The sequence below is a fragment of the Bradyrhizobium sp. BR2003 genome, assembly GCF_009720285.1.
Classification (GTDB): domain Bacteria; phylum Pseudomonadota; class Alphaproteobacteria; order Rhizobiales; family Xanthobacteraceae; genus Bradyrhizobium; species Bradyrhizobium elkanii.
In genome coordinates this window covers 63,694-76,145 of the sequence record NZ_SMYJ01000029.1, presented here as the reverse complement: position 1 = coordinate 76,145, position 12,452 = coordinate 63,694, and the positions used below count along the sequence as shown (strand labels likewise).

The following is a 12,452-nucleotide window of genomic DNA, read 5'->3' as shown; positions in this document are numbered from 1 at the left end:
CATGATGCGCTCGTGGCCCGTCATCGCGGCGATGGTCCTGGCGCTCGGCGGGCTCTCCGCCGTCGCCGGCTACGAGATGGCGCCGCCGCGCGCGGCCGCGTGGCGCGAGATCGGCTGGCCGTTCCCGCGCGACGGCTGGCCTGCCGGCCGCGCCTTCCGCTGCGGCTCGGCGGAATGCGGCGGCGACGTCGAGGTTTATCTCCGGCCGAAACTCGGCTTCTGCAACTGCGACAGCGGCGTCGCCGATGACGACGAGGTCGACCGCGTTGCCGATGTCGACATGATCAGCCCGCGCTTCGCGCCGCTGAAGGCCGGCGATATCGTCCGGGTGGCCGGCATGCCGGGGCGGATCAGGGTCTATGACCTTGATGGACATCGCACTGCGATCGGGATCGCCGTGTCGCATCGCTGCGACCTGATGGCGGTGGCGGCGCAGGGCAGGGGAGACGCCGCAGGGGTGCAGCGGGCGACGCTGAAGTTTCTGGAGTCGCGAGAGATCAGAGCATCGATGATTGCGGCAATGGAGGAGCGTTGAGGAGCCCGTCTCTCGCATGCGAAAGTGGTGTCGTCACCCGCGAAAGCGGGTGTATTCCAGAGACGCTGATGCCTAGCTGATAGGCCGCAGCGTACTGGATACCCCGCTTTGGCGGGTATGACTGAGATGAGCAGGAGCCGCTTCCTCTTCGCCCATCCTATGTGCATAATTCAGCTTCACCGTCAGCGAGTTCCCCATGTCCCTGCAAGCCTATTTCGCCTTCGTCGCCGCCTGCATTGCGCTGGCGCTGCTGCCCGGTCCGATCGTCACGATGGTGATCGCCAACGGGCTGCGCTACGGCACGCGCGCCGCGCTCACCAACGTGCTGGGCGCGCAGGTCGGACTTGCGATCGTGATCGGCACCGTCGCGGTCGGGCTGACCTCGCTGATGGCGACGATGGGCTACTGGTTCGACTGGGTGCGCTTTGCCGGTGCCGCCTATCTGGTCTGGCTCGGCTTCAAGCTGATCCGCTCGCCGGTCGAGGGCGTCAGCACCGACGACACGCCGCCGCCCCCGCGCGGCGGCTTCTTCCTGCAGGGTTTTCTGGTGCTGCTTTCGAACTCGAAGGTGCTGGTGTTCTTCGGCGCCTTCATCCCGCAGTTCATGGATATGGACAAGCCGCACGTTCCGCAGGTGGCGCTGCTCGGCGTTACCTTCATGGCGACCGCCGTGCTGACCGACGCCGCCTACGCCTTGGCGGCCGGCCGCGCCCGCAAGTTCTTCTCCAGGGAGCGGACCCGGCTGATGTCGCGCATCTCAGGCGGCTTCATGATCGGCGGCGGCATCTGGCTGGCGCTGACCCGGGCGCGCTGAAGCCGCCGGGCGATAGGCTCAAAATCGTCGCAGACAAGGCCACGATTCCCGGCGTCGGCAAACTTCGCAGACGTTTGCTCTAGCCCGGAGGCCGTCGGCCATGCTTTGATCCGCGACGAACGCTAACCCATCGTCTGGGAGCAGGCCTTGACTACCGTGGATCGGCGTCTGGCAGCGGTTCTGGCGGCGGATGTCGCCGGCTACAGCCGGCTGATGGGAATCGACGAGGAAGGCACCCTGGCCAAGCTGAAGTCGGTCAGGCGGATGCTGCTCGATCCGATGCTGGCTGCGCATCGCGGCCGCGTCGTCAAAACGACCGGCGACGGAATGCTCGTTGAATTCGCCAGCGCCGTCGATGCGGTACGCAGCGCTGTTGAAGTTCAGCGTCGAATGGCCGATCAGAATTTTGCCGAACCAACGGAGCAGCGGCTCGAATTCCGAATCGGAATCCACATCGGCGACATCATTTTTGATGACAACGATATCTTTGGCGATGGCGTCAACATCGCAGCGCGCCTGGAGGGGATTGCCGAACCGGGTGGCGTTTGCATTTCCGACGACGCGCAACGGCAAGTTCGCGGCAAGGTCGATGCGACCTTCGAGGACTTGGGGCCGCAGCTCCTGAAGAATATTGCCGAGCCAATTCGTGCTTGGAGGCTTCTCATCGGCGGCGCCTCGCCAGCGGTTGCGACTACGGTCGTGAACCATGCCTTCACCGTTCCGGCTTCCCCACCCGCGCTTGCCGAGAAGGCTTCTATCGCGGTGCTGCCGTTCCAGAATATGAGTGGCGATCCGGAGCAGGAATACTTTGCCGACGGCGTTGTCGAGGACATCATCACGGCGCTATCGCGCTTCAGATCGCTGTTCGTGATCGCGCGCAATTCAAGCTTCACCTACAAGGGAAAGCCCGTCGACATCAAGCAGGTCGGGCGCGAACTCGGTGTGCGATACGTGCTCGAAGGTTCGGTGCGCAAGTCGAGCGGCCGCGTTCGGATCACCGCGCAATTGATCGAGGCCGGCAGCGGCGCGCATCTCTGGGCAGACAGGTTCGACGGTGAGCTGAAGGACGTGTTCGACCTGCAGGACCAGGTCACCGCAAATGTTGTCAGCGTGATAGCGCCAAAAATCCAGCAGAGCGAGATCGAACGAACCCGAAGCAAGCCGACCGATCGTCTCGACAGCTACGATCTATTCCTGAGAGGCATTGCGGCATATGCAGACCGCTCCAAGTGGGGCGCCACCGAACTCGGCGAGTGGTTCAACAAGGCCTGCGCGCTTGATCCCAATTATGCGGCCGCTCAGATCATGCTGGCCTATTCGTCACTGCTGAAGCAGACCACGCGCGGCACGCCCCCCGGCGCGGAGGAGCTGGCAGAGGCGCTGCGGATCGCCGAACTCGCCTGCGTGCTGGCGAGTGACGATCCGTTCGTGCTGGCGCGTGCGGCTCACATGTTTGCTTATCTCGGCCATGACTACGATCGCGCTGAGACGATGATCGAAGAGGCGATCTCGCTCAATTCGAACGATGCTGCGGCATGGGGATATCGCGGCTGGATTTCGCTCATGTGCGTCCAGCCGGCACGCGCGATCGAAAGTTTTGAGCGTAGGCTGCAGCTCAGCCCGATCGATCCCGGGCGGGCGTCGATGTGGAATGGAATCAGCTTCGCGCATTTCATGCTCGGTCAGTATGATCAGGACCGTGCGGCCGCCGCCAAGGCGCTGGTGATCGGCGAGGATGCGCACACGCTCAGCGCATTGATCATGAATGAAGTCGGCTCGGGGCATCTCGACGAGGCGCGCGCTATCGCCGGCCGCCTGCTCAAGCTGCGGCCTGATCTCCGCGCTTCCTACGCGCGGCAGAATTTTCCGACCAGGACCGCCGAATGGGGCGACCGCATGGTCGCCGTGCTGTGTGAGGCGGGCATTCCGGCGTAGGAATTCCTGGATCTATGCATTCCAGACACGACGTTGCCTCGAGGCCGCGAATGGGCGCTTGAACCTACGCCACGATCCGCTCGATGACGTCGCGCACGAGGCCCGTCAGCAGCTCGAGCTTGTATCCGGTCATCGGCAGCGGCCTGCCTCCCGAGGTCGCCAGTTCGGCGGCCTGCGCGATGGTCGCCGCGCTAATCTGCTTGCCCTGCAGCGCCGCCGCGGATGCGGCAAGCCGCAGCGGGACCGGGGCGATCCCGCCGGCGGCGATGTTGACCTGCTGGAACGCGCCGCCGGAGATCACCGCCCGCACGCAGATCTCGACCAGCGGCCATTCCGCATGCGTCCGGCTGATGGCGCGCTTGTACAGCGCGCGCTCGCCGGCCAGCGGGGCAGGCAGTTCGATCCGCTCGATCCGTTCACTTGGGGCAAGCAGGTTGTCGGCCGCGCCGTTGCTGCCGTCGCCGAGCAGGTCGAAGATCGACAATCCGCTGCGCCGGTCGGTGGCGACCTTCGCATCATAGGCGAGCAGTGCCATCGCCATCGTCGACGGATGCGGTGCGACGCATGGGCCGAGATCGAATGCGACGTGATAGAGGTGATTGCCGGATCGCGCCGGACAGTCGGCGCCGCCCTTCTTGAGACAGGCGATCTGCGGATTGCGGAAATACCAGCAGCGCGAGCGCTGGGCGAGGTTGCCGCCGAGCGTCGCCATGTGTCGGATCTGCGGCGTGGCGAGGCCCTGCGCGGCGGCGGCGATGCCGGGGTAAGCCCCGGCGAGCCGCGGATCGGATGCGATCGCAGCGATCGTGGTCAGGGCGCCGATGCGGGCCGAGCCGTCCGCATTCCACGCAATCCCGATCGTGTCGAGACTGGCGGCGAGATCGATGATCGCGCCGCACGACAGGCCGCTGCGGCGGCGCTCCGACAGATCGGTGCCGGCGGCGCGGAATTCGGGCGCGGATATGACGTCTGCAGTCGCGACACTCATGCGGCATCCCTCCCTTTCAGCGCGGCGACGATGCGATCGGGCCGGATCGGAATCTCGGTGAGGCGGACGCCGATCGCGTTGTGGATCGCGTTGGCCACGGCGGCCGAGGTCGGCACCGTCGACGCTTCGCCGATGCCGACGCTGTTGCCGAGCACGTGGTCGAAGCCGGCTTCGTCGAAATGGACGTCGATCTCCGGCGTGTCGGCGATCCCGGGGATGCGGTAATCCTCCATTCCCGCGGTCAGGACGTCGCCGCTGGTCGGATCAAGCTCGCGCGCCTCGTAGAGTGCGTAGCCGAGGCCCTGGATCACCGCGCCGCAGGCTTGGCTGCGCGCCAGCGCGGGGGAAGCGATCCTGCCGACCGCGATGCCGGTATGCACGTTGAGCACGCGGACATGGCCGAGCCAGGTGTCGACCTCCACCTCGATCACCTGCACCGAGCTCGGCACGCCAGCGCCGACCGCGATGTTCGAGAAGCGGCGCATCATCCAGCCGAACACCATGCCCATCAGGCCCACTTCGCGCAGCGGCGAGCGGATGCCGGGCGCGGTGTTCTTGCCGTCCTCGCCGCGCGTCTCCACGACAGCGATGTCGGGCGAGCGTGCGATCAGCTCGCGCCAGGGCGCGTTCGAGCCGGGCGCCGGCTTTCGCGTGGCCTGTTCGAGCATCGCGGCCTTCAGCTTCCGCACTGCCTGCAGCGTCGGCGGCATCACCGAGGCGGTGACGCGGCTGCCGCCGGAGCCGGGGCCTTCGGGCAGCGAGGAATCGCCGATCCGCACATCGATCTCGCCGGGTTCGAGATCGAACTCGCGCGCGATCGTGTCGGCAAGCACGCTGCGGGTGCCGGTGCCGATGTCCTGCGTCGCCGTGCTGGCGACGATGCGGCCGCCCTTGACCGCGACCTCGACCTTGACCTTGGGCTGCCAGAGATAGAGCCAGTAGCCCGTCGCGACCCCGATGCCGCGGCGATAGCGCCCGTTCTGCGCCGGTTTGCGATTGCGCCAGATCTCGAGCCCGGATGCCCAATCGTAGAGCCGCTGACGGTTGGGATCGGGATCCCACTTCTTGCGTAAGGCGATCGGATCGACGTTGAGCCGCAGCGCGGCCTCGTCGATCGACTGCTCCACCGCGAACGCCATCGGCGGACCGCCGGGACCGCGGAAGGCGGCGCCGGGCGGCAAATTGCTGATGACGTCGAAATCCGAAAGATCCTTCGCCTCGGCCGGATAGATCAACCGCGCCAGGCCCGCGATCGTCGAGTTGGTCGCGGCCCCGGTATCGGCGTGCGCGGTGACGGAGAGCGCTTTCAGGCCGCCCCGGTCGGAGGGCAGCAGCGCGACCTTCAACTCCGCAGCCGGCCGGTAGCCGGCGACCGAGAGCTCCTCCTGGCGGTCGTAGGCAACTCTCACAGGCGCCTTCGCCGCGCGCGCGAGCTCGATCGCGGCGATCGTCTCGGTGCCGAGGCTCGCCTTCGATCCGAAGCCGCCGCCGACGTGGTCGGCGATCACGCGGACCTTGTCGTGATCGAGCTTGTAGCGCTTGGCGATCTGCTCCTTGAGGTGAAACACCTGCTGGGTCGAGGCGTGCAGGGTCAGCCGGTCGCCGTCGAAGCGCGCCACCGCGGCATGGGGCTCGAGACACGCATGCTGCTGCGTCGCGGTGCGAAAGGTGGCTTCGACGAGCAGCTTGCTGTTGGCCTGGCGCGCCTCGTCCACCCAGTTGCGGGCCTTCTTGGCGCGGGTCGAGAACACCGCGGTCGGCCCGCGGATGTTCTGCTTCCAGGGCGCCGGCCCGCCGGCCGCTTCCGAGACGTTGCCGGCCCGCTTGCGGCTCGCCTTGTCGAACACCACCGGCGCGTCATCCTTGCGTCCGGCGTCGAGCCCGACCACGGCGGGCAGGCGCTCGCTGGTCAGCTTGATCGCGGCCAACGCGGCCAGCGCGCTCTTGCGGTCCTTTGCCGCGACCGCCGCAATCGGCTCGCCGACATAGCGCACGATCCGGTCGTCGCCGAGCAGCGACACCGCAGCAACGCCGGGGAGCGCGCGCCGGCGCGAGATCGAGCGTGGTGATGCGCGCGTGCGCCTCGCGCGAGCGCAGGATCAGGCCTTCGAGCTGGCCGTCATGATGGATGTCGACGGTGTATTTCGCCGCGCCCGTCACCTTGTCGCGCGCCTCGATGCGGGGCGCCGTGACATGATCGCCGTCGAAGCGGCCGGCGCAGGCGTCCGCCACCGCGCGGAAGATCCCGTCATAGGCGCCGCAGCGGCAGAGATGGCCCGACAGCGCCGCGCCGATTTCCTCGCGCGACGGCACCGCCGTTCCCCTGGTCGCGCGCCAATTGTCGCAGAACGCGGTCGCTTCCACGATGAAGCCGGGCGTGCAGAAGCCGCATTGCAGGGCGTCATGCGCCATGAACGCCTTCTGCACCGGATGCAGCCCGGACGTGCCGATGGCTTCCACCGTCGTCACCGATTTGCCGGCGGCGGCGTGCGCCGGCATCAGGCAGCTTGCGACCGGCGCGCCGTCGACCAGCACGGTGCAGGCGCCGCAAACGCCGGCGCCGCACACGAGCTTGGTGCCGGTGAGCTCGAGCTGGTCGCGCACGATGTCGATCAGAAGCGCATCGGGATCGTCGGGCAGGGATTCGACGCGGCCATTGACGGTCGTCGTGCTCATGGATGTCCTCCGCTTGTCCTGCGTGTCGGCCTTTTGGGGATTGCCGCCTTCCTGACGGGCGGCTTCTGCGATTTCGGCAAAGGTTTCGGCTTGGCGCCGGCGCAGAGCGTCCGCACCATGATCGCCATGTCCTTCAAAAACGCGTCCGACGGCTGCATCGCCGGATACTGCGACTTCGCTGCGTACATCGCCATTTCGACCAGCCGCGCGAATTCGGCCGGCGAGAGGTCCTGCGGCAGCGCGAGCTGCTGCTTGCGCACGATCCGCGTGATCGTTGCGACCATGCGCTCCGCATAGCGCGCGGCGTAGGTCTGGTAGAGGTCGCGCGCGAGCACGAGGTGCTCGGAATACAATTCCTCGAGGTGCGGCGAGCCGTCCAGCGAGCCGATCATGGTCGACATCCGCGCGGTCATGCCCGCGGCGAGGATGTCGCCGAGATCGTCGCCCGCGGTCTCCGCCGCGGCAACGGCGGTCTCCTCGGCCGCGATCGCGGATTCATGCACGCGCTCGATCACGGCGCGGAACAGCGCTTCCTTGGATTCGAAGTGGTGATAGAGCGCCTGCCGCGTCAGGCCGGCGGCCTCGGCGACCTGCTCGATCGAGGAGCGGCGAAAGCCGTGCCGGCGGAAAACCAGCATGGTGGCATCGAGAATGCGGGTTTTCGGTCCCATTTGACGATTTTGACAAATATAGAAAAACTGTCAAATCGCGATTTGGTGAGGAGGGCGATGCTGGAGCTTGATCACCATTCCGCGAGGCCCGCACTGATGTGAACCGCCTTCCGAATGGTCGCGTCGAAGAAACGTGGAGCTTCGTCGCGCAAAGATGACCTTCTCGTCCGGAGCTTCCGAGGATAGGCACATGACCCAGGTCTATTTTCATTGCTCGACCACGCACGGGGTGTTGATGGATCGCCGCGGCACCTCGGTGACCAGCCTCTCGGAGGCCTGCGAGGCGGCGACGTGCATGATGCGATCGCTGGTCGCAACCGTGAGCCTCGAAGACTGGCGCGACTGGGTCGTGCATGTGAGCGACGAGTCCGGCGAGGAGATCGTGATCCTGTCCTTCGCTTCCGTGCTCGGGAAGCCGCATTGAGAGGGCGCCATGCTGTCACCGCACGCATCATTGCTCCCTCTGCGCGACGGCTGGAACGCGATCACGACGGGCTTGCAGAACCTGATCGCGCGAATTCGCGATCCCTACCGGCCCGAGCTGCACTACATGCGCGGTCCCGGCCCCAAATGGCATGCCAAGCATGCCGTGCGAGCCGCGGCGGCCGGTTGAACGCGGCCCTGTTCAGCGCTCGCTTCTCGCCGGGCGGTGCATCTCGCGCCGCCACACCGCCGGGCTGACGCCGACCACGGCGGAAAACGCCCGCGTGAAGTGGCTTTGATTGGCAAAGCCGGCCGTAATCGCGATCTCGGACAGCGAGAGGTCGCGCGCCGCCATCAGTTGCTTGGCCACCTTCAGGCGCTGCTGAAGCAGCCATTGGTGCGGCGGCAGGCCGGTGGAGATGCGGAAGGCGCGCGAAAAATGGCCGACCGACAGATCGAGTTCGGCCGCGATCTGCTTCAGCGAAATCTTCCCGCTGAGGTCGGACTCGAGCTTTTCGCAGGCGCGGTTGATCTGCCAGGCGGCGAGGCCGCCGCGGGCCGGTCTGGTCGGGTGTTGTATTCCGCCATAAGTCCGGGTGACATGCGCGGTCAGCGCCAGCATCATGTGATCGATGAACAGCTGGTTGGTCTCGTCCGGCCGGCGCAATCCCTCGCGCAGCAGCGCCCCGACATGGCGAATGACACCGTCGTCGTGACCGGTGCCGGTTTCGCAGGCCAGTTCACCGATGCGCGGCGAGCCGGTCTGTTCGGCGAAATCGGTGAGCGCCGAGCGCGGCAGATAGAAGAACAGCGAATGGAACGGCTTGTCGATCACGTAGCGCGGATCGCGCTTGAGATCGTAGAGATAGGTCGCGCCCGCCGGGATATCCCGCTTCATGAGGCACTTGCCGCCCTCCCACAATTCGCAGTCCGGATAATCGTGCAGCTTCAGGCTGACGAGAAAGGCATCCTCGGCGGTGAGCGATCCGGACAAGCCGGGCACCGGGCTGTCGTCCCGGGTTTCGGTGACCGCGAGTTCGGCGCTGCGCAGCGTGCGCGTGATCAGCGCCGGCGGCGTATCCTTCAGGCGTAGGAATTGCCCGAGCCGCTGCCCGTAGGCGCCCGCCTGTGTCATGCGCGTTGAGTCCATCATTGATGTGCAGCCGGGCAGGGACCCGTCAGTCATCCTGCGAAGCCGTCGCTCATTATCCGGGATTGCTGCGGCGCAGTCCAGTTTGCTCACGCAATCATGAACGACCTGCCGGCCGATCGCGGCCCCGCGATTCCAGAACGATTTCAATTGCCTTGGTTCGATCGACCGTGCCGGACGCAGAAATGTCGCAGCGGCGCTTGGCGCAGAATTGGGCAAAGCATGGCGGTTTCAGGAAAGACACTCGAACTGCACGGCGCTTAGGTCCGGCGGGCAGTTCCGCGCCTCACCGGTCCCACAGACTGGCCCCCGAGGAGGGAGCGCATGAGCCTTCAAACGCGAGCACAGGTGATGAGCAAGCCGATCCTGCACGATCCTTTGCGGGATTCGCCCGCCGCATCCGAAGCGCGGCAGGCCGAGGCACCGGCCGGTCCGCGCTGCCCGGCCGGCCAGGAGATGGCCCGCGTGCTCAAGACGCAGCCGCTTCGCATGGCGGCCGACCCGTCGAGCGGCGCGATCGCCTACTGGAAGCATGATGCCCTGCACGATGTGGTCAGGCCGATGGTCGACCATGTCGTCATGACCTATCCCGCCGGCTCGCAGCGGCTGGAGCGGCGCACCGGCAGGGTGGCTTCGATCGGAACGGCGCGGTCCGGGGTCGTGACGATCATTCCGGCCGGCTCGAGCTCGCGCTGGGATATTCACCAGTCGATGCATGTCGTTCAGCTCTATCTTCCGCATGCGACGCTGGCGCGCGTGGCCGGCGAAGCCGACACCGCGGCTCCCGGCGATCTGCTGGAGCGTACCGGGCATCCCGATCCGATTACATCGCGGTTGCTGCTGAGCGCCGCTGATGCGCTCGAGGGCAGCGCGGCGCTGGATGCGCTGTTCCGGCAGCAGCTGACCGATCTTTTGGCCACGCGCCTGCTGTCGGCGCATGCCGGCGTGCCTGCCACCGTGCAGGCGACCGTGGGCGGTCTCGCGCCGGCGGCGCTGCGCCGCGCCATCGAGCGGTTGCGCTCGGACAGCGATGCGGACGTCTCGCTCGCGGCGCTGGCGGCGGACGCCGGCCTGTCGCGCTTTCACTTCTGCCGGGCCTTCAAGGAAAGCACCGGGCTCTCGCCGCATGCCTGGCTGCGCCAGCACCGGCTCGAGCAGGCCATGAACATGCTGCGCGACACCGACGCATCCGTGGTCTCGATCGCGGCGGCGCTCGGCTACAGTTCGCAAACCGCGTTCGCGGCCGCGTTCAGGAAGCTGACCGGCGAGACCCCGAGCGATTGGCGGCGCCGCCTCAGGTAGAGCGTTTTCGAGCGAAGTGGACACCGATTCGCGTGAAGAAAACGCGTCAAAACAAGAATCCAGAGCGTCGGTTCTGATTCAATCAGAATCGAAAATGCTCTAGCCGCAATCGCTCTTCAGGTCGGGCAATCGCTCTGGGGCACTCACAAGGCCAATTCGCTAGATCACCGTGGCGCCCATGCCAACAACGGAGACAAGCGATGGCCTGGAAGGATTTCGGTAGCTCCCTTGCAGTCAGGCGGCGACGCCGGGTCCTCGCGACTGCCCTGATGTACGGACTTACGCTCACCGTCCGCTTCACGTCGGCAACCGGCGAGGACGCCGATGCGCCGGCGCAGGCCGTTCAGGGCGTCGATGCCATGACGTCGGTGATGATCAGCGACGCCGCCCAGGCGCTCTACCGCGATTGGCTCCCGGGCGCCGCGCTGCCGATCGGCCTTCAGCATGGATCGTTGTCGGGCGCGAGAGGCTGCCGCGCGGCGTGCATGCCAGGGGTGCGCACGCCGTTCCTGTCGAGCTGCGCCCGGCAATAGGCGCTCGCCATTTCACCTCTTCGCGTCGCCGGTCGCGACAGGCTTCGCCGCACGCGGCGGCAACGCGCGGACATCAGAGACTGTCAACCCAGAGGAGATACCCATGCGAATTGTCATCATTGGCGCCGGCTTTGCCGGCATGTACGCCGCGCTCTCCGCAGCCCGGCTGCGCGACATCAAGGGCGTCTCGCCCGAGGAGCTCGAGATCGCGCTGGTCGCGCCGGAGCCGACCCTGGTGGTGCGCCCGCGGCTCTACGAGCCGAAGCCGGAGACGCTGACCGCGCCGCTGCTCGACGTCTTCAACGCGATCGACGTTGTCTATGTGCAGGGCAGTGCCGAGGCCGTCGACACCAAGGCCCGCACCGTGCAGATCGTCACCGCCAAGGACGCGCGCAAGACGCTGCCTTATGATCGCCTTGTGGTGGCGACCGGCAGCCGGCTGTTCCGTCCGAACGTGCCCGGCGCCGAGCATGGCTTCAGCGTCGACAATCTTGCGGACGCGATCGCGCTCGACCGCCATCTGCATGGCCTCGCCAGGCAGCCGGCATCGGTGGCCCGCGACACCGTCGTCGTTGCCGGCGGCGGCTTCACCGGCATCGAGGCCGCGACCGAGATGCCGGCGCGGTTGCGCGAGATCCTTGGCAAGGACGCCAGGCCGCGCGTCGTCATCGTCGATCGTAATGCCGCGATCGCGCCCGACATGGGTGAGGGCCCGCGCCCGATCATCGAGGACGCGATGCGCAAGCTCGGCGTCGAAGGCCGCTTCGGCGCCGGCGTCGCCGAGGTCAGCAAGTCCGGCGTCACGCTCTCCAACGGCGAGCATGTCGAGGCCGCGACCGTGGTCTGGGCGGCGGGCATTCGCGCCGCGCCGCTGACCATGCAGATCCCGGCGGAACGCGACAATTTCGGCCGGCTGCTGGTCGACCGCGATCTGCGTGTGCCGTCGGTCGCGGGCGTGTTCGCCACCGGCGATGCGGCGCGTGCCGCGTGCGACGATGTCGGCAATTACGCGCTGATGTCGTGCCAGCACGCAACGCGGATGGGCGCCTTTGCCGGCAACAACGCCGCGGCCGAGCTGCTCGGTGTCCCGACCAAGCCGTATCACCAGAAGGCCTATGTCACCTGCCTCGACCTCGGCGAGGCCGGTGCGCTGTTCACCCGCGGCTGGGAGCGCAAGGTCGAGATGGTCGGCGACGTCGCCAAGAAGACCAAGCGGGAGATCAACACCGTCTGGATCTATCCGCCGCGCGCCGAGCGCGCCGCGGCGCTCGCATCCGCCGACCCGGAGCACGTCACCGAAGTCTGAAGCTGAGCTCGGCGAAAGCTCGCAACTGCGATCGCGCGCGCTGCGCGCGATCGGTCTGATCATCGCGTCCGCACACGGCGTCGTTCGATCGCTGTGCGCGGAAACGATTCAAAGTATCG

At 66.8% G+C, this 12,452-nt stretch carries 13 protein-coding genes; 8 read left to right on the top strand and 5 right to left on the bottom strand.

Going from position 1 to position 12,452, the window contains the following annotated elements:
• The first annotated feature begins 1 nt into the window (after nt 1).
• The 3 genes from E2I15_RS24150 to E2I15_RS24140 all read left to right on the top strand — a co-directional run bounded on the left by E2I15_RS24150 (nt 2) and on the right by E2I15_RS24140 (nt 3,284).
• On the top strand, nt 2-535 hold the full coding sequence (locus E2I15_RS24150; RefSeq protein ID WP_137482224.1) for a hypothetical protein: 534 nt from the start codon (nt 2-4) through the stop codon (nt 533-535).
• Nucleotides 536-731: 196 nt separating this feature from the next.
• Nucleotides 732-1,349 (top strand): LysE family translocator, encoded by a 618-nt coding sequence (locus tag E2I15_RS24145; protein ID WP_137482223.1) that lies wholly within the window; start codon nt 732-734, stop codon nt 1,347-1,349.
• Between the two features lie 156 nt (nt 1,350-1,505).
• On the top strand, nt 1,506-3,284 hold the full coding sequence (locus E2I15_RS24140) for an adenylate/guanylate cyclase domain-containing protein (RefSeq protein ID WP_137482253.1): 1,779 nt from the start codon (nt 1,506-1,508) through the stop codon (nt 3,282-3,284).
• Nucleotides 3,285-3,348: 64 nt separating this feature from the next.
• Here the strand turns inward: E2I15_RS24140 and E2I15_RS24135 are convergent, their stop codons facing one another.
• The 4 genes from E2I15_RS24135 to E2I15_RS24125 form a co-directional block, all read right to left on the bottom strand.
• On the bottom strand, nt 3,349-4,272 hold the full coding sequence (locus tag E2I15_RS24135; RefSeq protein WP_137482222.1) for an FAD binding domain-containing protein: 924 nt from the start codon (nt 4,270-4,272) through the stop codon (nt 3,349-3,351).
• Nucleotides 4,269-5,987, bottom strand: coding sequence for a xanthine dehydrogenase family protein molybdopterin-binding subunit (locus tag E2I15_RS24130; RefSeq protein ID WP_246668275.1), 1,719 nt, complete (start codon nt 5,985-5,987; stop codon nt 4,269-4,271). Before E2I15_RS24130 ends, E2I15_RS24135 begins: the two co-directional genes overlap by 4 nt.
• 142 nt (nt 5,988-6,129) lie before the next feature.
• A complete protein-coding gene (locus E2I15_RS39335; protein WP_246668272.1) occupies nt 6,130-6,948 on the bottom strand; it encodes a (2Fe-2S)-binding protein in 819 nt (272 codons plus the stop codon).
• A complete protein-coding gene (locus E2I15_RS24125; protein WP_137482221.1) occupies nt 6,945-7,619 on the bottom strand; it encodes a TetR/AcrR family transcriptional regulator in 675 nt (224 codons plus the stop codon). The genes E2I15_RS39335 and E2I15_RS24125 overlap by 4 nt, the downstream gene beginning before the upstream one ends.
• Before the next feature lie 190 nt (nt 7,620-7,809).
• On the opposite strand from E2I15_RS24125, the gene E2I15_RS24120 reads away from it, so the two are divergent.
• Together E2I15_RS24120 and E2I15_RS24115 are read left to right on the top strand one after the other, a co-directional pair.
• Entirely contained in the window at nt 7,810-8,043 is a 234-nt protein-coding gene (locus E2I15_RS24120; RefSeq protein WP_137482220.1) for a DUF6894 family protein, read from the top strand.
• 9 nt (nt 8,044-8,052) lie between these two features.
• Nucleotides 8,053-8,232, top strand: a complete 180-nt coding sequence (locus E2I15_RS24115) for a hypothetical protein (RefSeq protein ID WP_137482219.1) — start codon at nt 8,053-8,055, stop codon at nt 8,230-8,232.
• Nucleotides 8,233-8,244: 12 nt separating this feature from the next.
• Here the strand turns inward: E2I15_RS24115 and E2I15_RS24110 are convergent, their stop codons facing one another.
• Complete coding sequence (locus tag E2I15_RS24110) at nt 8,245-9,177, bottom strand: helix-turn-helix domain-containing protein (protein WP_137482218.1); 933 nt, start codon at nt 9,175-9,177, stop codon at nt 8,245-8,247.
• A gap of 366 nt (nt 9,178-9,543) precedes the next feature.
• Between E2I15_RS24110 and E2I15_RS24105 the strand changes: the two genes are divergently transcribed.
• The 3 genes from E2I15_RS24105 (at nt 9,544) to E2I15_RS24095 (ending at nt 12,333) form a co-directional block, all read left to right on the top strand.
• Complete coding sequence (locus E2I15_RS24105; RefSeq protein WP_137482252.1) at nt 9,544-10,494, top strand: helix-turn-helix transcriptional regulator; 951 nt, start codon at nt 9,544-9,546, stop codon at nt 10,492-10,494.
• Nucleotides 10,495-10,694: 200 nt separating this feature from the next.
• Entirely contained in the window at nt 10,695-11,027 is a 333-nt protein-coding gene (locus tag E2I15_RS24100) for a hypothetical protein (protein ID WP_137482217.1), read from the top strand.
• Nucleotides 11,028-11,130: 103 nt separating this feature from the next.
• On the top strand, nt 11,131-12,333 hold the full coding sequence (locus E2I15_RS24095) for an NAD(P)/FAD-dependent oxidoreductase (protein WP_137482216.1): 1,203 nt from the start codon (nt 11,131-11,133) through the stop codon (nt 12,331-12,333).
• Nucleotides 12,334-12,452: the final 119 nt, after the last annotated feature.

Bases quoted from the DNA above. Each gene is read 5' to 3' on its own strand.
- E2I15_RS24150 (WP_137482224.1), top strand. From the start codon at position 2: ATGATGCGCTCGTGGCCCGTCATCGCGGCGATGGTCCTGGCGCTCGGC.
- E2I15_RS24145 (WP_137482223.1), top strand. From the start codon at position 732: ATGTCCCTGCAAGCCTATTTCGCCTTCGTCGCCGCCTGCATTGCGCTG.
- E2I15_RS24095 (WP_137482216.1), top strand. From the start codon at position 11,131: ATGCGAATTGTCATCATTGGCGCCGGCTTTGCCGGCATGTACGCCGCG.
- E2I15_RS24115 (WP_137482219.1), top strand. From the start codon at position 8,053: ATGCTGTCACCGCACGCATCATTGCTCCCTCTGCGCGACGGCTGGAAC.
- E2I15_RS24110 (WP_137482218.1), bottom strand. From the start codon at position 9,177: ATGACACAGGCGGGCGCCTACGGGCAGCGGCTCGGGCAATTCCTACGC.
- E2I15_RS24125 (WP_137482221.1), bottom strand. From the start codon at position 7,619: ATGGGACCGAAAACCCGCATTCTCGATGCCACCATGCTGGTTTTCCGC.
- E2I15_RS24105 (WP_137482252.1), top strand. From the start codon at position 9,544: ATGAGCAAGCCGATCCTGCACGATCCTTTGCGGGATTCGCCCGCCGCA.
- E2I15_RS24120 (WP_137482220.1), top strand. From the start codon at position 7,810: ATGACCCAGGTCTATTTTCATTGCTCGACCACGCACGGGGTGTTGATG.
- E2I15_RS39335 (WP_246668272.1), bottom strand. From the start codon at position 6,948: ATGAGCACGACGACCGTCAATGGCCGCGTCGAATCCCTGCCCGACGAT.
- E2I15_RS24135 (WP_137482222.1), bottom strand. From the start codon at position 4,272: ATGAGTGTCGCGACTGCAGACGTCATATCCGCGCCCGAATTCCGCGCC.
- E2I15_RS24100 (WP_137482217.1), top strand. From the start codon at position 10,695: ATGGCCTGGAAGGATTTCGGTAGCTCCCTTGCAGTCAGGCGGCGACGC.